Consider the following 20,604-nt stretch of genomic DNA (forward strand, 5'->3'; position numbering starts at 1 on the left):
GAATACGATTGTATCCTTTTGGATATAGGTTTACCTGACGGGGATGGATTTGCTGTTCTGGAATACCTGCGCTCATCCGGTAAAAATGAATGTGTATTGATTATCTCGGCCAGAAACTCGCTGGATGATAAAATAAAGGGCCTCAACATCGGTGCCGATGATTATATTACCAAACCTTTTCACCTGGCCGAGTTAAAAGCAAGGCTAATGGCCATCGTTCGCCGTAAAACCTTCGGCAGCAATAGTATTTTAACATATAACGAGATCAATATCGATTTGCCGGGCAGGAATGTCACGGTAAATGACAAGGTGATGGTGCTGACTAAGAAAGAGTATGATATGCTGCTTTATTTTATAGCCAACAAGGGAAAGGTGATCTCGAAAAATGCCATTGCCGAACATCTTTGGGGTGATGAAATGGATATGCTGGATAGCTTTGATTTTATTTACACCCATATAAAAAACCTCAGAAAAAAACTAATGGAACTAAGCGGGAAGGATTTTTTTGCAACTATTTATGGTATTGGTTACAAATTTGTTTAATAGATGAAATTAGCTTCCCATTACAACAAAGCAAGTGTTATTATCAGTGTTTCGGTGTTGCTCATCTCCGGATTGGTTTATTACCTTATTATCAACCATATCGCCAGGCAGCAGCTTGATGATAACCTGAGTGAGGAAATCGCAGAAGTAGTTAATTATGTAAACCTGAACCACAGGTTGCCTAAGCCGGTTGAATTTGATGAAGACCAAACCTCATTTGCAAAAACAAGGCTGACCCATTACAGTACCAGATTTTTTGATACGCCTTATGCAAATACCAAGGAGAAGAAAGTAGAAGCAGGTCGTGCGGTATCGGCGCTGATTAATGCGGATGGCGAAAACTATGTGGTTACTATTATTGAATCAAGTGAGGATGCCGAATATCTTATCCAGATCATCTCGGCGATCACCCTTGCACTAACAGCGGTTTTGCTGGGCATCCTCATCATTACCAACCGGTATGTTTTAAATGGCTTATGGCGGCCTTTTTACCGTATTTTAGACCAGGTGAAATGGTTTAATGTTGCCGATACCAACAAAGTGGCTGCTGTTGAAACTAACGTGGATGAGTTTAAAGACCTGGGCGACGCCGTGGCAAAAATGTCGGCAAGGGTTACTACCGAATACCAGGGATTAAAGGCTTTTACTGAAAACGCTTCGCACGAAATGATGACACCATTGGCGGTTATAACCTCAAAGCTGGATATGCTGATACAGGATGAAACATTGCAGCCCGATCAGTTTGCCCAAATAACTGATATTTATTCAGCCGCCAGCCGTCTCTCCCGTTTAAATCAATCGCTTTTGTTGCTGGTAAAAATCGACAACAATTTATTGCAGGACACCGAAAAGTTAAATATTAAAAAGGTTGTACTTGAGAAAGGCCAGCAGTTTCAGGAGATGATCGTTAATAAAGACATTCAACTCGACATGGAACTGGCTGGCCTTGAAATGAACGGCAGCCGGTATTTAATAGATGTGCTGATTAACAATCTTTTCAGTAATGCCATCAGGCACAATAGAAATTCAGGCACAATAAAAATTGAACTCTCAGGCAGCCGGCTACAGTTTCAAAATACAGGCGACCCCAACCCATTGCAGCAGGATGTTATTTTTGAACGTTTTTATAAAGGGCGTACCTCTGACGGCACCGGGCTTGGATTAGCAATAATGAGAAACATCTGCGCGTTGTATCACTGCGAAATAAAATACACCTTTAAAAATGGGATGCATTGTTTTTGCATTGACTTTGCTAAGCCTGTTTAGAGGCCGGTTTTTGACTTTACCGAATTATTCATCGCATTAATCGTTTCTACAGCAACTTTTTTGCCCTCATCAAACCAATTGGGTAGGTTGTCGGCAAGGTCTTCAATAATTGATCGCCCGTTTGAACCTTTTTTGGTGATATAGTTAACGCCGAAACCGACTGCGGCGCCAGCAAGGATATATTTCAATAAATTCATACTTTTACGTTTTTAAAATAAACGACAATTTTGAAAGATTGTTTTCCAAAAATTTAAACGCGAAAACGTCAGGAAAACAACACCGGATGATAAATCAATGTAAATGAGATATTTAAATAAAAAGTATCTTTATTTAAACTTTATAACACAATGACCGCTGTTCACTTTACCCTTTCGGCCGCCAGCATTGGATTGGCAAATATTTTAATAGAATGGTTAATTATCGGATTTTTATTCCATAAATCGCAGGCGCTGACGCCGGACACGTGGAAGAAGGAAAGTAGCGGAAGTTATTTATATAGCATTTTCCTGGCTGTTTTATTTGGTGCGCTATTTACGCTGTTTTATATGAAGATCGGATCCAAATACGTAATTGCGCGTAATTTATGGTCGCATATTAAATTAGGATTGATTTGTTTTGCGGCATTTAGCTTTGTTACCGAGATCAACAACTTCATTTATATTAACTATAAAAGCAAGTTTGCAATCGGTAAGATGATCGCCTCGTGTTTGAGTATTGTAGCCGCAGCAATTATTGCCAGCCACTTTTACTGGCGGTAAAACAGGGATAATAAGACAATATCCGGATGCCCGACTTTAACGCCCCTTTAGGGGGCCGCGAGCCCTACTCCACAATTCGTAACAATTCATTCAATTCTGCAACTTTTTCAGTTGAGCCTGATTGCTCGTAAGCGCTGATGAGGTTGCGCAATACGCGTTTGATAATATCAGTATTGGAGCATGGCTCATAAAATTGCTTATCGAATTTTAAATTCAGCTGTTTTAAAAACATATCCACATCCCTGCGGCCAAAAATAAAGCCCTTATTAAATGCATTGATATAAAACAAGATGCCGCCTTCAAATTCGCTTTGCAGGGTTTCGTCCATATAAGCCAGGATAAAATGCTGCGGCAGGTTAACGCCATAAACCGGGATGTCTAATTTTTGGGCAATGATAGCATAAATAATCGCCAGCGAGATCTGGTTGCCTTTTTTACTTTCAAGTACCTGGCTGATATAGCTGTTCTGCGGGTCCTGGTGATTAGCCGTATTGCCACTAAAGCCGTAAATAGTATAAAAAACGTGATTGATGAGCTTAACCTGTTCGGCCGGGCTGGCTTCATTCATCATGTGTATCCAGATGTCGCGTTTGATGGCTTCCACCTGGTTAATTACTTTTTGTTCGTCCAGATCAGGGTATTGGTAGCGGTTAATGATCAGGATGCCCTGCAAAAGATCAAAGGCCCCCCCATGGAACCAAAGGCGCAGGTCGTTTTTTACAATACTAAATTGAATTTCGTGTACAAGGTTGGCAATACGCTCCTGCTGAATGGCGTCAAACGCTTCTTCCCATGCTGATTCCAGGTAGTCGATTACTTCAGGGCCAAACGAGAGCAATTTTTCATGCACATGTTCAAAAATCTCCCCGTCCGGATCATCCAGTAAACGTATCAGTGATTTTACTTCTGTTGGATTTATCATGCGCTGTACTGCTAAAATACTAAACCTTTTATACTTTTACAACCATGTTAAATTTAAGGTTCGCTAAAGAATACCTGCTGCACCGGTTTAAAGCAAAAACCAGGCATGGCGTACATTCGCCCTTTGTTTACCGATTGATTGATAAGGTAATTTACGATTTTTCACCCAAAAAAGTATACACCGAAGTTGAAAGCCTGCGAAATCAACTTTTAAATGACGAAAGGATCATCACTATAACTGACCTCGGTGCTGGGTCGCTGGTTAACAATAACCGTCAAAAAAGGATAGCCGACATCGCAAAAAATGCATTAAAACCACCCAAACTGGCGCAGTTGCTTTATCGTTTGGCGGCTGATTTGCAACCAGGCAGCATCATTGAATTAGGCACCTGTTTAGGCACCACATCGCTATACCTGCAAAATGCCGCACCGGCTGCAAAGGTGTTAACTTTGGAAGGGTGCCCTGAAACGGCTACCATCGCCAGGGAAACATTTTCAAAAGCCGGGCTCGGGGACATCGAATTGATTACCGGGAATTTTGACAATACCTTGCCGGGAGTAATTAATAAGCTGGAGAAACTGGACTTTGTTTTTGTTGATGGGAATCACCAAAAGGATGCTACCCTAAAATATTTTGAATGGTGCCTGCCCAAAGTGCATGAAAATACCCTGCTTATTTTTGATGATATTTACTGGAGCCAGGGGATGAAAGAAGCCTGGAACGAAATAAAAGCGCATCCGCAGGTTACCGTTACCGTTGATCTTTTTTGGATCGGCCTTGTGTTTTTTAAACCAGGGCAGGTGAAAGAGAATTTTTTGGTGCGTGTCTGAACTAAGATGTGTAGGATTTTAGGACTAAAGGGTTTTTATTGCGATTTTATGCGAGGGGGTAAATCCAACTATTGCTAATTCACAAATTTTGGCTAAAGCCTTGGTTTTCTGTTTGCGTATCTGTCTCATTTTAGGCTGCCGTGTGCTCATAAGGTATTATGCGCCGTAGGTGCTACCTCTTTGTAGAAATGTCAAATAATAAAAGTGACAGCTCCGTTAGGTGCTGCCCCCCGCAGACAAGTCAGCGGGGTGTTACTGTATAAGGGTAGCCGTTATGCGGCACAAAGCCATTGCGTTTTTATTTCTACAAATGGGTAGCCCCTCCGGGGCAGATTGTCCTAACGGCTGTATTTAACGATTTGGGTATGTGGCAGCGTTAAAAGGGACGGCAATGAATATAAATATGGTGTGTAATTTATTGCCATCGGTTTTAACCGACGGATAAAGAGGTAATAAAGCAGGGCTTTAGCCAAAAATTCCGCGGGTTGTGCACGCTAAGCAAGCAAATAGATTAGCAACGAGAAGTTGAATTGAACGCAATTCAACTTGTTCGTCCAAAAAATCCTTAATTCGTGTTACCTTTGCGCCCATGGCATCCATCAAACCATCTGTACCTAAAGGCACCCGCGATTTTTCGCCTACCGAAATGGTAAGGCGCAATTATATTTTTGATACCATTAAAAGTGTTTTCCGAAAATACGGCTATCAGCAGATCGAGACGCCGACAATGGAAAACCTGTCGACCTTAACCGGTAAATATGGCGACGAGGGTGATAAGCTGATATTTAAGGTATTGGAGTCTGGTGACTATCTTTCTAAAATTAAACAAGAATTTGATACGATTGAGACAGTCATAAATCAAGCGATAAGCAGAGCCCATGCGGCTGCAAATGTGCCTGGCGGAGAAAATGAATCATATTTTTTTATAGGATTAGCTAATAAGTATCAAAAGATAAGGGAAGAATGGCTAAGTGGAAAGTTAACGGCTGATCAAGCACTTTTTGGTATCGATCAAAGGCACCTTAAGTCTAAATTTACGCCAATTGAAATTGGCTTAAATTCGATAAGTTTATCATCTTTTATTTCCGAAAAAGCTCTCCGTTATGATCTCACCGTTCCCTTTGCCCGCTATGTGGTACAGCACCAAAACGAAATAACCTTCCCTTTTAAACGTTTCCAGGTGCAGCCGGTTTGGCGTGCCGACAGGCCGCAAAAGGGCCGATACCGGGAGTTTTACCAGTGCGACGCGGATGTTGTAGGTTCTGATTCCCTATTGAACGAAGCCGAGTTTGTATTAATTTATGACGAGGCTTTAAGCGCATTAGGATTAAAAGATTTCACCATAAAAATTAATAACCGCAAGATCCTTTCTGGCATAGCAGAGATTATCGATAAGGCCGATAACATCGTCGATCTGACCGTAGCTATTGATAAACTGGATAAGATCGGTCTGGATGGGGTGACTAAACAGCTAATGGAAAGAGGCTTTTCGGCAGATGATATCGAAAAAATAAAGCCCGTTATTTTGCTTGAAGGCAATAACGAACAAAAACTGGAAAGCTTGCGCCTGGCCCTCATCAATTCAGATACTGGTTTAAAAGGTTGCGACGAAATTGAAACCGTATTAAGTTATATAGCCAGCTGCCAACTAACAACTGCCAACTTAGAACTGGATATTACCCTTGCCCGCGGCTTAAATTATTACACCGGTGCCATATTCGAAGTAAAAACCAACGAAGTTGCCATGGGCAGCATCGGCGGCGGCGGCAGGTATGACGATCTTACCGGCATGTTCGGCCTGAAGGGCCTTACAGGTGTCGGTATTTCTTTTGGCGCGGACAGGATCTATGATGTGATGGAAGAGTTGAACCTTTTCCCGGCCGAAACCTCGCAAACCACCCAATTGCTGATCTGTTGCTTTGATCAGGAGGGCGAGAAGTTCGGTTTTCCGATCATACAGGAATTGCGGAAACAGGGCGTTAGCGCGGAACTTTACCCTGCGGGGGCCAAGCTTAAAAAACAACTTGATTATGCCAACGGTAAAAACATCCCCTATGTAATTATTATCGGCAGCGAAGAAATTGAAAGCGGCCTGCTCACCCTGAAAAATATGGAAACCGGTGTTCAGGAAAAACGGACTGTTGAGCAAATTATAGCAGCCAAAGGGAAGCTTTAAAGTCTTTCTCCGTGATCTTTGTGCCTCCTCTGTGCACTTTGCGGTTAAAGTTTTACCACGGAGGGCGCGGAGTTTTCACAGAAAGCACACAGGCTGTCTTTTCAGTACTCCCGGATCATTCAAAATTAAAACTGCTGCAGGTAGCTGATCTTGGCTATAATATGATCCTCGGTTTGGGTTTGGATAACCATGTTGTTAATCATATTGGTTACGCCCCGGTTATAAATGAGGTAAACATAGGATAACGGCAGAAACTCCCACGAAAGTCGGATGTTATAATTATCGGCGCTGTTTAACGAATTTCGCTGGTAAATACCGGTAAGCTGTACGCGCGGGTTTAGCGCAAAGCGGGCGCGCAAAACATAAAGGTTTACATTGGTGGTTGTCTTATTTTCGCCCACTCCCTCAAAATGGTTGCGGCTGTATTCGCCCAAAAAAGAAACGTAGGGAACGGGCGCAAACTGCAATTTCCAATCGCCTGAATTTAAATGCCCATTAAAATACGATCCGGTTTGATAAATAAAATTAAGGTTTAGTATTTTTGAGGGGTCGGTGCTCGCATAAATTGACTGCATCTGGTAGCTGTAATCCCCTGGGGCTATGCTTACCCCTAATGGTTGAAAAACATCTGTTAAATGTTGCCTGACGGGTGTTATTCCCCAGCCCAAAAATGCGCCGCTCTTAAAGTTTAGCCATACAGGAAAAAACGACAGGTCCATTTCAGCAAATTTGCCGGTAGAGGCAGTATAATATAACTCAGGCAGGAACCCGGGCTCCAGCGCAAGCAGTATGCTTTTAAAAGGCAGTAACCTTCCGCGATAATAATAGTTCATGCCCGGCGTGGTACCGATGACATCTTTGCGGGATACAAAGCCCATTTGCGGGTCAAAGTTTTTGGTGACCACCGATTCCGTCCACCAAATTTTATAATGATTGTTGGAGTTATAATACTGCATGATGCCTCCAAAGCCTTTTTGCCCGGTATTGGTGGTGGTTGACTGGGTGAGCAGAGTGTTTATTGAGTTTGATTCGCCCAGGCGGAAAAAACCATCAACGGTTGTTTCGATATTTGACCCTGATGGCTGATTTTTAATGCTGACCATGGCGCCGATGCGGTCCTGGCTGCCAAAGTTTTCGGATACGCGGCTAACGAAAAAATTTGTGCCGGGCATATCATTCGCTCCCTGCTGCCTGATGGCGATGGCGCCATAATTCAATTTGGATGAGCGGTAAACAAAGCGCCCGCCAGCTACAATAGGGATCGGGTTGCCGGCTGTATCCAAACCAATGCTCCGGCTAAAAAATGGTTGATAATTCATGCTGCCGCCCGATCCGTCAAGCGCCATGTTAACCTGCATGCCAAATAACGACGCGTTTTCAAGGAAAAACTGTCGTTTTTCGGGGAAGAAAACCGAAAAACGCGTAATGTTATTGACCTGTATGTCGGCATCGGCCTGGGCAAAATCAGTATGTGCGGTAAGGTCGAGCACTGAGTTTGAATTGATGGCCCATTTTAAATCACCCCCCACTTTAATACTCGAGGCATGTACCGGTTGCGTGCTGCCAAAATTGGTATAATGATCGTAAGAGGTTAAAAAATACGGGTCAACCTGTATATTGGTGGCTGGTGGCGGCGGTTGTAAATTGGTTAATACACCGGCGTAGTCCATATGGGTGGCGGAGAACACGCGAGGGAAGGGCGACAAGGCGGTAACCTCGTTGGTGTAACGCCTGTTACGGTAAACATTAAAACCCCAGCTTTGTGTGGTATCTGCACTTTTAGGGTACCGCAATGTTTTCCAGGGAATCGCGATTTCGGCTGTCCATCCCGAATAGGTGCGGTTGGTACGGACGGCCCAAAGCCCGTTCCAATCGATATCGTAATAAAGATCGTCGAAAGAAAGCAGGTCGCGCTGTACGCCGTAAGCATTGGTGGCGAAAACCATAGCGTTCCTTTTATCATTAAAAGCATCGATTGACAGGTTTACCAGGTCGTGCCGGGTATAGTCAAAATCCCGTACAAAATCCGACGCCATAATTGCTTTTTTGCCCAGCGGATCTTTACAGGTAATGCCAAAATAAAGGTATCTCTGGTTATATAAAACCTTAACCATGGTGGCAAAATTGGGCGCTTTGCCCTGGTATGGCTCTATTTGTATAAAATCAGGAGACGCGGGTGCTAAAAGCCATTCAGGTTCATCCAACCATCCGTCAACTTTTATATTGGTTGATATTTTTACCGCTTTGACGGTTTTCCGGATAGAATCAGGTTTAAAAAAATCCGCATCCTGTGCAAAAGCGTATGACGAAATAAACAATAACAGGAACGGTAATTTTTTAATCATATAATTGGCAACAGGAGGCTAAAAGTATAAAAAAAACTTAATTCAGGAATGCCTGGCTTACCGAAATCGTATGGTATTTTTACAAACTAAAAGCAATATTTTTAATAGATATATAATAAATTTGCGGCTGAAGTGTTAAAGTAACTGAATATGTGTGTTGCTTTCAGCTTAAATTTTAAATACCCGCTATGCTAAAAACCGTTTCCGGGGTTTTCTTTTTGTTGTTATTTGGCGTTATTATCTCTGCAAAAGCCCAAAATACCGACTCCCTTAAATCAGATACCAATCAACTCAATAAATACCGTGTTGACCCGGGCCATAACGCGCTGCCCAATATATTAAGGCCGATTAAGATACAGCCCAGCCAGATGCCAGTGAATTTGCTTGATTATAAAATAAACTATTGGCATAAATCCTTGATCTTCGGGCTTAATTTCAGCCAGTCATCGTTCACCAATAATTACAGCGCGGGTGGTATAAGTGCCATTGCACTAGGGTCGAATTTAGATTTTAAAACGGAATATAATAAAAAGCCATTTGACTTTGCATCCGAAACAAATTTAGTTTACGGTGTTTCCAAAAACAAAGGACAGGGCTCGCGGAAAACAAATGACCGCATATTTTTCGATAATAAGGTTGCAACCCAATTATCAAAAAAATGGTTCTTTTTTGGATCGCTAACCTTTGAATCACAATTTTCCGCAGGGTACAACTACACCAATCCCGATGGTTCAAATGCGCAAAATCCATACCTGATATCAGATTTTATGTCGCCGGGTTACCTTACAGAATCATTGGGGTTTGAATATAAGCCGGTTAAATATTTCGACCTAAGGCTGGGTACCGGTACAGCAAGGCAAACTTTTGTGCTGGATACCACCATTTATCATAACCAGGCGGGTAATTACGGTGTGCCAATTGACCATACCGTTTATAATGAATTGGCCGTACAGGTAGTAGCGCAGCTGGATAAGGACCTTTCAAAAAACGTCCATATCAATGCCAGGTACGCTGTTTTTATTCCATACATCCAGCCACTGGCCTATACCAGCCATAGGCTTGATGCAACGTTAACCGCAAAAGTTACGCGCCTGATAGCCATGACCGTAAATACCACTATCCTTTACGATAAAAACACCTCGACTGCAATACAGGGAACAGAAGGGCTGGCGCTGGGTATGCTTTATAAATTTCCGTAAAGCACCATTTGCATCATAAGGCATAACAAACAAAAACCCGGTGAGCTTTTAAACTGACCGGGTTTTTGTTTTTAGAGCGTTGATCTTATCCTTTCGCCCGCTCAACATAGGCGCTGGTGCCGGTATCAACCTTGATCCTGTCGCCGATATTGATAAATAAGGGCACTTTTATTTCAGCACCTGTTTCAAGGGTGGCATTTTTCATTGCACCACTGCTGGTGTCGCCTTTAACAGCAGGTTCGGTGTACGTTACTTCCAGTTCAGCCGATCCGGGCACCTGGCCCATAATGGGTTCATCGCTTTCAAAGGCCACTATCACGTTCATCCCTTCTTTCAGGAACTTTACAGCCGGGCCAAATAATGCTTTTGGGATATTGTGCTGATCATAGGTAGCATTGTCCATTACTACCAGCGAGGAGCCGTCGTCATATAAGTATTGGTAGTCGCTGGTTTCAACCCGGGCGATCGTTACTTCTTCATCCGTACGGAAACGGTATTCAACCAGTTTGCCGCTTTTAACGTTACGCATGCGCGCCTGGTAAAATGCGCGTAAATTACCGGGAGTGCGGTGTAAAAATTCTTCAACCTGTAACAACTCGCCGTTAAACCGGATAAAGTTGCCATTTTTTAATTCGGATGCCTTAGCCATATGGGTAAAATATATAATCGAGGTGCAAAATTAGGCACTTAACGCCAAAGAAACAAGAGGGTGAGATAGGTAAAGGGTTAAAGGCGAAAGGTTAAAGGTTTGTAATAAATATTGGATATTATTTTTCTGCCATTACCTTGTTAAAAGCTTTCTCCTTTTACCTTTCTCCTTTCACCTCAAAAAAGTACATTTGCACATCCACTATTTGCACACCTAGAAATGAGCGTATCTGTATTGGCCCAAAATCTGCATGGGTCCGAAATAATAAAAATTGCAGGAGAGATAAACGAATTAAAGCGCCAGGGCCAAAACATAGCTAATTTAACGATTGGCGATTTCGACTCCAATATTTACCCCATTCCGGAAGGCCTGAAGCTGGGTATTGTTGATGCGTATGATCATAACCAGACCAACTATCCGCCTGCAGATGGTATGCTCAACCTGCGCGAAAGTGTATCAGCATTTTTGAAAAGCAGGTTTAATTTTGATTACGCCCCAAACCAGATCCTGATCACCGGAGGATCAAGGCCATTGATCTATTCGATATTTATGGCAATTGTTGATCCCGGCGATAAAGTGGTTTTCCCGGCGCCATCATGGAACAATAACCATTATTGCGACCTTACACGCGCCAAAGCGGTCATCATTCAAACCACGCCTGGAAATAACTTTATGCCTACGGCAGAGGAACTCCGCCCGTTTATTAAAGGTGCTACGATGCTGGCACTGTGTTCGCCGCTTAACCCGACGGGTACCATGTTCAGCAAAAAGGACCTGGAGGAAATTTGCGACCTGGTAATTGCCGAAAACAAAACGCGCCAACCCGGCGAGAAACCGCTGTATATTTTATATGATCAGATTTACTCGCAACTTACCTTTGGCCAGCACCGCCATTATGACCCGGTAAGCCTGCGCCCTGAACTGAAGGACGTAACCATCTTTGTTGACGGTGCCTCGAAATGCTTTGCTTCAACAGGTGTTCGTGTAGGCTGGGGCTTCGGTCCGGCGCATGTGGTTAACCACATGAAATCCATCGTTGGCCACATGGGCGCCTGGGCGCCAAAAGCAGAGCAGGTTGCCATGGCTAACTTTTTAAAAGACGATAACGCGGTAAACACCTATCTATCCGCTTTAAAAATTAACATACAAAAAAGCTTAACCGCGCTTTACGAAGGCTTTCAAAAACTAAAAGCTGAAGGATTTAATGTGGATGCCATTGAGCCCATGGGCGCGATTTACCTTACCCTAAAAATAGACTATACCGGAAAAACTACCCCTGACGGTAAACTGCTGAAAACGGCTACCGATATCAACTTTTATCTTATCAAGGAAGCGAAGGTGGCCTTTGTTCCCTTCTCGGCATTTGGTACAGGTGAGGATGTCAACTGGTTCAGGGCATCAGTAGGAGCAAGTACATTAAGTGAAATTGAACAATTGGCGCCGAGGATCAAAGAAGCTTTGTTGAAGTTGAAATAGCCGTGATTTGAGTGATTAGTGTTAATGCGGGTATTGCCCCGAAATACTATTTTTCATTCGTGAGAATTCGTTCCCATCCGTGAGAATTCGTTCCCATTCGTGAAATTCGTGTCAACTCAATTCGTGTTAATTATTTTTTAACCCCAAACCCGGTTCATTATTTAACACCCATTTCCCCTCAACAAACTCCGGCAATTGATAGGGGTTATTGCTCGTTAAAAACGGCCCGTCCAAATCGGCCCAATCGCATTGCGGGGCCAGGGCGGCTGCGGCGAGGGTAGCACAGCTGGTTTCACTCATGCAGCCGATCATCACTTTTAAATCCAGTTCTCTTGCTTTTAAGATCATTTGGTGCGCCTCATACATTCCTGCAGATTTCATTAGCTTTATATTAATGCCATGGTAAATATCTTTGGCCTTTTCCACATCCGGCAAACGCTGTACAGATTCATCGCCGATAAGCGGGATAGGGCTGCGCTCGGTGAGCCATGCATTACTATCGGGGTCGGTTTTTAACATGGGTTGCTCTATCAGTAAAACACCCTGTTCATGCAGCCAGTGGCACATATCCAGGCTTTGTTCTAAATCGGTCCAGCCCTGGTTGGCGTCTACAAATAGCGGCAAGTCGGTTACCGAGCGGATGGTTCTGATGAGTTCTTTGTCACTGTCGCGGCCCAGTTTTACTTTAATGATCTTGCAATCCGGGTTCTCCTTTACTTTTCGCACGATTACTTCGCGGGTATCAATACCTATGGTAAAGCTGGTTAATGGCATTTTTGCAGGATCGCTGCCTGAAATTTGCCAGCAGGGTTTTTGTTGCAGCTTGCCATCCAAATCGTGCAGGGCGATATCGATACCGGCTTTTATGGCCGGGTTGCCGGGCGCGATGCTGTCCAGGTAGGCAATGATCGCCTCAAAATCAAAGGGATATTTAAACTGTGCGGCATCAGCTTTTTTTAAAAATGCGTCGGCGCTTTCGTAACTCTCGCCCATGTATGGTACCATCGATGCTTCGCCATAGCCCGTTTGGCCCCCGTGTTCTACTTTTAACAGCATTACAGGGGTCGATGTTCGCGAAAATTTGGCGATGGTAAAAGTGTGCCGCAGCAGGAGTTCGAAGGGTTGGTAAGTCAGTTTCATGTTAAATTCAAAGCTAAAAGTTTATAGGACTTGTTGGAAAAAAATGTTGAACCAAGGGTTGCGGGCAAACAGTCTGTTCATGTACCGTACCGGTTAATTTTTTGGATTATATTTCCGGGTGGCGTTTGCGCAATGCCGGCATAGCAAGGCAGGTTTGAATCGGTCTGTTTTACTTTTTCAATAGGTATAACTTGTTCCTAAAAAGATTCCAGCGCTTTTAAATCCCTCCACGGTAACAAATGTTACTATTTGCCATTTTTTGCTCCGGTACTTTTGCATCAAATTAAATATTAATGAGCAGCAAAACTTATTTTATATCGATGGCAATAGCAGGGTCCATTATTGCCTGCGTGTTTGGCGGCAGGGTTTCGGCACAGGACAGCGTTAAAACCTTAAGCTTAACCGATGCCATATCGGCTACCTTAAATAATAACCATGCCATACAGCTGGCCAAACTGGATGAAAACATCGCCGCATCAAATTACAAAACCACGGAAGCGGTGTTTTTGCCGCAGGTGGGGGTATCCTACACTGCCATGGGCACTAATGACCCGTTGAACGCCTTCGGGTTTAAATTGCAGCAGCGTTCTATCGCCGCAAATGATTTTAACCCGCAGTTGCTGAACCATCCCAACGGCACTGCCGATTTTAACGCCAAGCTGGAGGTACAGCAGCCCATTTTGAATATGGATATGCTGTATATGCGCAAAGGCGCCCAAAAGCAAACCGAAGTTTACCAGTATAAAACACAGCGCACCAAAGAGTATATGATCTTCGAGGTGCAAAAGGCTTACCTGCAACTGCAGCTGGCTTATGATGCGGTTAGTGTTTTAAACGAGGCCGCAAATACGGCGCAATCGGTTTACGGGTTTACGGATAACCATTACAAGCAGGGGCTGATCCAGAAATCGGACCTGTTAAATGCGCAGGTGCAGGTTACGACCGTGCAAAGCAACCTGGAAAAAGCCCAAAGCAACATCCGCAACGCCAGCGACAATTTGAGCGTACTGATGGGCCAAAAGGCGGGCGTAACCTATAAAATAGACGCCCAGCAGGAGATTGCCGGCAATGCGGATACCGCCCAAAAGATAGCCCCCGGCCGGGCTGATTTTATGGCGATGCAAAAAGCTATTGAAGCATCGGACCTGATGATTAAATCGAGCAGGATGAGTTACCTGCCCAAACTGAACGCCTTCGGTAATTTTCAATATAACGATAACAGCTTAACCGGTTTTGGCGCCAACGCTTACTTTGTGGGCGCGCAACTATCATGGGATGTGTTTAAGGGCAATAAAACCAAAAATACCATCGCCACCCAAAAGCTGGAGCGCGATAAACTAAGCGAACAACTGGCACAGCAAAAAGACCAGGGCCAACTGGAGCTGAATAAAGCTTACCGCGACCAGTCAGATGCCCAATTTGAAATAAGGCAGGATAAAGCCGCCATTGAGCATGCAGCGGAAGCCTTAAGGATCTTACAAAACCGCTACCAGCAGGGTTTGGTAAACACCACCGATATCCTGATGGCGCAAACACAACTATCGCAGCAAAAATTCGCACTGGCGCAGGCACAGTTCAGCCTGAACCTTACCCGCGCTTACATACAATTATTAACCTCATCAACCACAAAGTAATTTACTCAACCATGAGCAAAACAATAAATTTAAACAGGGCCGTACAATTGTTAACCGGTATTGGTATCGTCATTCTTAGTTCCTGTTCATCAAAGCAGAAAAACGAGACCGCTGTAAATGCCGATTCGGCCATCAGGGTAAGCGTAGCCGTACCATCGGCCGGCCAGGCGCAAAGCATCAATGTAAGCGGGCAGGTGGAAGCATCGCAATCGGCCACGATAAGCACCCGGGTAATGGGCTACATTACCAAACTGGATGTAAAAATTGGCGACCATGTCAATAAGGGCCAGTTGCTGGGCACCATCGGCAATGACGATATCAGGGCCAAAAGGGCCCAGGCTGATGCACAAATAGCACAGGCCGAAACCGCCTATAAAAATGCGCAAAAGGATTACGACCGCTTTACCGTGCTATACCAGCAGCAAAGCGCGTCAGCTAAAGAGATGGATAACATAGCCATGCAACTTAGCGCCGCAAAAGCGGGCCTTGAATCAGCCAGGCAAATGCGTAATGAAGCTACCGCGATGCTGAGTTATACCAGTTTAACCGCGCCTTTTGATGGTATAGTTACCCAAAAAACATTGGATGCCGGCAGCATGGCCAACCCCGGGATGCCCATTTTAACTATTGAGCGCAAAGGCAGCTACCAGGTAAGCGCTTCCGTTCCTGAAAGCGCCGTCGGGCAGGTAAAGCAGGGCGGCACGGCATTGATCAGCATTTCAGCGATCAACAAAACCATTAAGGGCACCATAGCACAGGTAAACCAGAGTTCAGCCTACACCGGTGGGCAATACATCATCAAAGTTACCATCCCCGATGATGAAAAAACCGGCCTTTACGCGGGTATGTATACCAATGTAGGCATCCCGGTAAAACAAAACGCACAAACAACCGCCGGCAGCGACCAGGTAATGGTGCCGCTTGCCAGTATTGAGCATAAGGATGAACTGACAGGTTTATACACTATCGGCAACAACAACACCGCCATGCTAAGATGGGTGCGCCTGGGTAAAGTTTATGGCGATAAGGTTGAAGTGCTGAGCGGCCTCGCTGCTGACGAGCAGTTTATAGTAAGCGCCGATGGCAAATTGTTTAATGGCGAACCCGTAAAAATTAAATAAACAGCGATGAAGAACGGATTTGCAGGAAATATAGCAAAGGCTTTTATCCAGTCGAAATTAACCATATTGCTGATGATCGCCTTTTTACTGATAGGCGGCTACAGCACATTTTTAATTCCGAGGGAAGAAGAGCCGCAGATACAAGTGCCGATGGCCGATATTTTTATTGGCTATCCGGGTGCTGAGCCAAAGGATGTGGAAACGAAAGTATCCGCGCCGATGGAGAAGATCATCTCGAACGTAAAAGGGGTAGAGTATGTTTACTCCACCTCGATGAAGGGGCAGGCGATGATCATCGTACAGTTTTATGTAGGCGAAGATGTAGAGCGTTCATTGGTAAAGCTATACAGCGAGCTAATGAAAAACATGGATAAAATGCCGCAGGGCGTTACCCTGCCCATGATAAAAACACGCGCTATTGATGATGTGCCCGTTTTGGGCCTTACCCTATGGAGCGATAAATACAGCGATTACCAGCTGAAACAAATTGGGCAGGAGCTGACAGGCGAAATTAAAAAGATCAATGATGTATCGGATGTCAGCATTATCGGTGGCCGCAATACCGAGATAAAGGTATTGCTGGATAAGAATAAGATGGCCGAAAACCATGTTGACTTTTTATCGGTAAGCAAAATGATACAAGGTGGCAATATGCAGCTGCAGGGCGGCGAATTGCTGCAAAGGGATACCGCATTTTCAGTAGAGACCGGCAACTTTTTAGCAACTGCGGATGATGTGGCCAACCTGATTGTGGGCACCAACCAGCAGCAGCCTGTTTATTTAAAACAAATTGCCAAAGTGGAAGAGGGTGCTGAATCGCCAAACCAATACGTGTTATTTGGTTACGGCAAAGCCGATGCTGCAAATGTCAAAGTATTCAGGTCAAATTACCCGGCGGTAACGCTGTCTGTCGCCAAGAAAAAGGGGGCCGATGCCATGCAGCTATCTGAACAGATCCTTAAAAAAGTGGAGCTGCTAAAAAAAGACCTGCTGCCTAATGATGTGCATTTAAGCGTTACCCGCAACTATGGTGAAACCGCATCCGATAAGGTATCTGAATTGCTGTTCCACCTGTTTATTGCCATTGTGGTAGTTACGGTATTTGTAATGCTGGCTATGGGTTGGCGCGGCGGGCTGGTGGTATTTTTATCGGTACCGGTAACCTTTGCGCTTACCTTGTTTGCGTATTATTTTATGCACTATACACTCAACCGCATCACCCTGTTCGCGCTGGTGTTTATTACGGGGATCGTAGTGGATGATTCCATCATTATTGCCGAAAACATGCACCGGCATTTTAAAATGAAGAAGCTGCCTCCGCTGCAGGCCGCTATTTATGCCATTAACGAGGTAGGCAACCCCACCATCCTGGCAACCTTTACGGTTATTGCAGCCGTATTGCCAATGGCCTTTGTTTCGGGCATGATGGGGCCTTACATGAGCCCGATGCCTATCGGGGCATCCATCGCCATGATGCTGTCGCTGATCGTAGCTTTAACGCTTACACCTTACCTGGGCTATATTTTCCTTCGGGAAAAGGAAAAGAAGGGTGTCGGCCACGAAGAAACCAAACCACGTTCGCTTGAACAAACCGGTATTTATAAAATCTACAGCGCCTTTATTAAGCCTATGCTGGAGACCCGCTGGAAACGCTGGACCTTTATTTTGAGCATCGTGGTAGTTCTGTTCGCTTCGTTATCCATGTTTTATACCAAGGCCGTGGCGGTAAAAATGCTGCCTTTTGATAACAAGAACGAGTTCCAGGTGGTGGTGGATATGCCAGCGGGCACAACGCTGGAGAAAACCCAGGCGGTGACCAAAGACATCGCCGACTATGTTTCGCGGCAGCCGCTGGTGGTGAATTATGAATCTTATATCGGTACTTCGGCACCCATCAGCTTTAACGGGCTGGTAAGGCACTACGACTTGCGCCGTGGGGATAATGTGGCCGATATACAGGTGAACCTGGTTGATAAAAAAGACCGCAGCCTGCAAAGCCATGCCATCGCCAAACAAATGCGTGGCCCAATACAGGCCATCGCCAAAAAATACAATGCCAATGTTAAAATTGTGGAAGTTCCGCCGGGTCCGCCGGTGCTGTCAACCCTGGTAGCCGAAGTTTACGGCCCGGATTATCAACAGCAAATAAAAATTGCCAAACAGGTAAAAGATCTGTTTAATAAAACCCCTGATGTGGTGGATGTTGACTGGATGGTTGAAGCCGACCAGCCCGAGTACCATATCGAAGTAAATAAAGATAAAGCGATGCGTTATGGCATCGCCACCGCGCAGGTAGCAGCAACAGTAAACGCCGCTTTGTCAGGTATGCCGGTTGGCAATTTATCGGAACTTGCTTCGTATGCACAAACTGCTATTAAACTGCAACTGAGCGATGCCGATAAATCAAGCCTGGATGATATCCTTGATTTGAAGATAGCCAATATGCAGGGCAATACGGTGCCAATAAAGGACCTGGTAACTGTTGCCAAACAGGTGCGCCAGAAAAGCATCTACCGCAAAAATCAAAAAGAAGTGGTTTATGTACTGGCTGATATGGCCGGCAATTTGGAAAGCCCTTCGTACGCGATATCAGATGTGTCAGATCATTTGAAGCGTGTTAAAGTTCCCAAGAGCTTTACTTTAACAGAAGAATATACCCACCAGCCGGTAATGGAAGATAATTACAGCCTGAAATGGGATGGCGAGTGGCAGATCACTTTCGAGGTATTCCGTGACCTGGGTATCGCCTTCGCAGTGGTTATCCTGATGATCTATATCCTCATTGTGGGCTGGTTCCAGAACTTCACGGTGCCCTTGGTTATGCTGGCCGCTATCCCTTTATCGCTGGTGGGGATTATATTGGGCCACTGGATGCTGGGGGCTTATTTTACGGCTACCAGTATGATAGGTTTCATCGCGCTGGCTGGGGTAATGGTGCGTAATTCGGTACTGCTGATTGATTTTATCAATATCCGCTTACGGGAAGGCATCCCCTTAAAACAATCCATTATTGAAGCAGGCGCGGTGCGTACCACGCCCATATTATTAACCGCAGGCGCGGTAGCCCTGGGCGCGGTAATTATTTTGTTCGACCCGATCTTCCAGGGGCTGGCCATTTCGTTAATGGGCGGTACCATCACCTCCACTTTCTTAACCCTGCTGGTAGTGCCTTTGCTGTATTATAAAATGATGAGAAAAAAGTATCCTGAACAAAAATAAACCGATAAAATATGAAACTATTAATAGTTACCTGCGTGAAGGAATGCAAGAATGATGTTTATAAAATATTTAAACAGGCCAACATTAACGTATTTAGCGCGACCGACCTGGTGGGATTTAAAAACAACCAAACTTTTAATATAGCCGAAGAGTGGTTTGCCAGGGGCGACGAGAAATTTGACAGCCTGATGGTCTTCAGCTTTACCGCTGACGAAAATGCGGAGCGCGGCCTGGAGCTGTTTAATAATTATAACGAAACAAATCAACCCGATTTTCCGATAAGGGCGTTTATGCTTCCTGTCGAAAAGTTCATTTAAACAAAAAAAAATGATAAATAGAATTGTCCACGCCGTAGCCGGCACGTTAATTTTAGCAAGCTTTGCTTTAGCTGTTTTTGTCGATATTAACTGGATGTGGCTCGGCATTTTTGTTGGCGCCAATTTATTGCAATCGGCCTTTACTAATTTTTGTCCCCTTGAAAAAATATTGATAGCATTTGGTGTTGGTGGACAGAAAAACTCCATTGAAGCAGCTAATTAACCAAAGGGTAAGCTGGTTTCAAGTAGTTGGTGAGACTGTTTTTTGATTTTACCGCGACATAACAAGTCATCGGTATGTGTATCTTTGCCACATGCCGGCACAAATTTATAACCCGTTCAGCACTTTCAACTTTAGCAACCGCAATTGTTTTTTAACAGGGGAGGCTTTAACTTCTGCAGAGGAAAAGATCCAGGTTTTTCCGCAATGGCTGATGAGCCGTTACAAACTGGAGGACCAGCCCCTGAAAATGCTTGACGAAAACATGATCACTTACAAGGATCTGAAGGTCCCTTGCAAGGCCGATGTAAATGAAGTTTTTTTGGAGCCACTGGAAGCCGAGATTGCAGCGGCATTTGATATCGGTTATGAAGCTGTAAACGCGCTGGATGATTTGAAGTTATTTCAATGGGCAGGCAAAATGCTTTATGGGGTGATCTTTAACGAGATCCAATCGGGCATTAAACAGCAGCACGCGCAGGGCGAAGAGTTTAATATTTCGCAGGCCATTATCCATAAGTTTACCAACCTGCATTTGATGCTGCAAAGCTTAAATTTATCGGTAATCTTTGATGGCTTTAAGCCTTATAGTATTTTTCTATTTAAAGTTGACAATGATATAGAAGAATTCTATTATCGTGATGAGATCAATACTTTAACGTTTTCATTAAGGATAAAAGACTTTGGGTTGATCATTTGTTTGAAGGATAACGGCTCCAATAGAAGGTTCCATACCGAGACCGTTGAAAAAATAGGAGACGCGCTATTGCACACTATCAAGTTTGAGGA

At 44.4% G+C, this 20,604-nt stretch carries 18 protein-coding genes; 13 read left to right on the plus strand and 5 right to left on the minus strand.

Translation table 11 applies throughout. The features are described from left to right. Positions 1–543: response regulator transcription factor (locus QZY09_RS04620; protein WP_295668773.1), on the plus strand; the 543-nt coding region annotated here is incomplete at its 5' end. A 3-nt stretch (positions 544–546) separates the two neighbouring features. Then, on the plus strand, positions 547–1,809 hold the full coding sequence (locus tag QZY09_RS04625) for a HAMP domain-containing sensor histidine kinase (protein WP_295668776.1): 1,263 nt from the start codon (positions 547–549) through the stop codon (positions 1,807–1,809). On the opposite strand, the gene QZY09_RS04630 is transcribed toward QZY09_RS04625, so the two are convergent. Continuing rightward, positions 1,806–2,006 carry a YtxH domain-containing protein gene (locus QZY09_RS04630; protein WP_295668779.1) on the minus strand — a complete coding sequence of 67 codons (201 nt, stop codon included), beginning with the start codon at positions 2,004–2,006 and terminating at the stop codon, positions 1,806–1,808. The genes QZY09_RS04625 and QZY09_RS04630 overlap by 4 nt on opposite strands. A 150-nt stretch (positions 2,007–2,156) precedes the next feature. Between QZY09_RS04630 and QZY09_RS04635 the strand changes: the two genes are divergently transcribed. Further along, complete coding sequence (locus QZY09_RS04635; RefSeq protein ID WP_295668781.1) at positions 2,157–2,567, plus strand: hypothetical protein; 411 nt, start codon at positions 2,157–2,159, stop codon at positions 2,565–2,567. A gap of 64 nt (positions 2,568–2,631) precedes the next feature. Here the strand turns inward: QZY09_RS04635 and QZY09_RS04640 are convergent, their stop codons facing one another. After that, complete coding sequence (locus tag QZY09_RS04640; protein ID WP_295668784.1) at positions 2,632–3,489, minus strand: transglutaminase-like domain-containing protein; 858 nt, start codon at positions 3,487–3,489, stop codon at positions 2,632–2,634. Positions 3,490–3,533: 44 nt separating this feature from the next. Between QZY09_RS04640 and QZY09_RS04645 the strand changes: the two genes are divergently transcribed. Both QZY09_RS04645 and hisS read left to right on the plus strand, forming a co-directional pair. Continuing rightward, positions 3,534–4,319, plus strand: a complete 786-nt coding sequence (locus QZY09_RS04645; RefSeq protein WP_295668787.1) for an O-methyltransferase — start codon at positions 3,534–3,536, stop codon at positions 4,317–4,319. Between the two features lie 589 nt (positions 4,320–4,908). Then, entirely contained in the window at positions 4,909–6,495 is a 1,587-nt protein-coding gene (gene hisS / locus QZY09_RS04650; RefSeq protein WP_295668791.1) for a histidine--tRNA ligase, read from the plus strand. Between the two features lie 125 nt (positions 6,496–6,620). On the opposite strand, the gene QZY09_RS04655 is transcribed toward hisS, so the two are convergent. Further along, positions 6,621–8,840 (minus strand): DUF5916 domain-containing protein, encoded by a 2,220-nt coding sequence (locus QZY09_RS04655; protein ID WP_295668794.1) that lies wholly within the window; start codon positions 8,838–8,840, stop codon positions 6,621–6,623. A gap of 188 nt (positions 8,841–9,028) precedes the next feature. On the opposite strand from QZY09_RS04655, the gene QZY09_RS04660 reads away from it, so the two are divergent. Further along, positions 9,029–10,039, plus strand: coding sequence for a DUF3078 domain-containing protein (locus QZY09_RS04660; protein WP_295668796.1), 1,011 nt, complete (start codon positions 9,029–9,031; stop codon positions 10,037–10,039). Between the two features lie 85 nt (positions 10,040–10,124). On the opposite strand, the gene efp is transcribed toward QZY09_RS04660, so the two are convergent. Continuing rightward, positions 10,125–10,688 (minus strand): elongation factor P, encoded by a 564-nt coding sequence (efp, locus tag QZY09_RS04665; protein ID WP_295668799.1) that lies wholly within the window; start codon positions 10,686–10,688, stop codon positions 10,125–10,127. Between the two features lie 219 nt (positions 10,689–10,907). Between efp and QZY09_RS04670 the strand changes: the two genes are divergently transcribed. Beyond that, positions 10,908–12,164 carry an aminotransferase class I/II-fold pyridoxal phosphate-dependent enzyme gene (locus QZY09_RS04670; protein WP_295668803.1) on the plus strand — a complete coding sequence of 419 codons (1,257 nt, stop codon included), beginning with the start codon at positions 10,908–10,910 and terminating at the stop codon, positions 12,162–12,164. Positions 12,165–12,290: 126 nt separating this feature from the next. Here the strand turns inward: QZY09_RS04670 and QZY09_RS04675 are convergent, their stop codons facing one another. Beyond that, positions 12,291–13,304: a dipeptide epimerase gene (locus QZY09_RS04675; RefSeq protein WP_295668805.1), complete on the minus strand. Its 1,014-nt coding sequence runs from the start codon at positions 13,302–13,304 to the stop codon at positions 12,291–12,293. Between the two features lie 293 nt (positions 13,305–13,597). Here QZY09_RS04675 and QZY09_RS04680 point away from each other — a divergent pair, with 293 nt between their 5' ends. From QZY09_RS04680 to QZY09_RS04705, 6 genes are all read left to right on the plus strand, one after another. After that, on the plus strand, positions 13,598–14,938 hold the full coding sequence (locus QZY09_RS04680) for a TolC family protein (protein WP_295668806.1): 1,341 nt from the start codon (positions 13,598–13,600) through the stop codon (positions 14,936–14,938). 11 nt (positions 14,939–14,949) lie between these two features. Further along, positions 14,950–16,059 carry an efflux RND transporter periplasmic adaptor subunit gene (locus tag QZY09_RS04685; protein WP_295668808.1) on the plus strand — a complete coding sequence of 370 codons (1,110 nt, stop codon included), beginning with the start codon at positions 14,950–14,952 and terminating at the stop codon, positions 16,057–16,059. 6 nt (positions 16,060–16,065) lie between these two features. Beyond that, a complete protein-coding gene (locus tag QZY09_RS04690) occupies positions 16,066–19,278 on the plus strand; it encodes an efflux RND transporter permease subunit (protein WP_295668810.1) in 3,213 nt (1,070 codons plus the stop codon). A gap of 11 nt (positions 19,279–19,289) precedes the next feature. Further along, positions 19,290–19,595 (plus strand): hypothetical protein, encoded by a 306-nt coding sequence (locus QZY09_RS04695; RefSeq protein WP_295668813.1) that lies wholly within the window; start codon positions 19,290–19,292, stop codon positions 19,593–19,595. Between the two features lie 10 nt (positions 19,596–19,605). Continuing rightward, complete coding sequence (locus QZY09_RS04700; RefSeq protein ID WP_295668816.1) at positions 19,606–19,818, plus strand: DUF2892 domain-containing protein; 213 nt, start codon at positions 19,606–19,608, stop codon at positions 19,816–19,818. Positions 19,819–19,909: 91 nt separating this feature from the next. Further along, on the plus strand, positions 19,910–20,604 hold a 695-nt coding region (locus QZY09_RS04705), incomplete at its 3' end, for a hypothetical protein (protein WP_295668819.1).

Source organism: uncultured Mucilaginibacter sp. (assembly GCF_903913935.1).
GTDB lineage: Bacteria > Bacteroidota > Bacteroidia > Sphingobacteriales > Sphingobacteriaceae > Mucilaginibacter.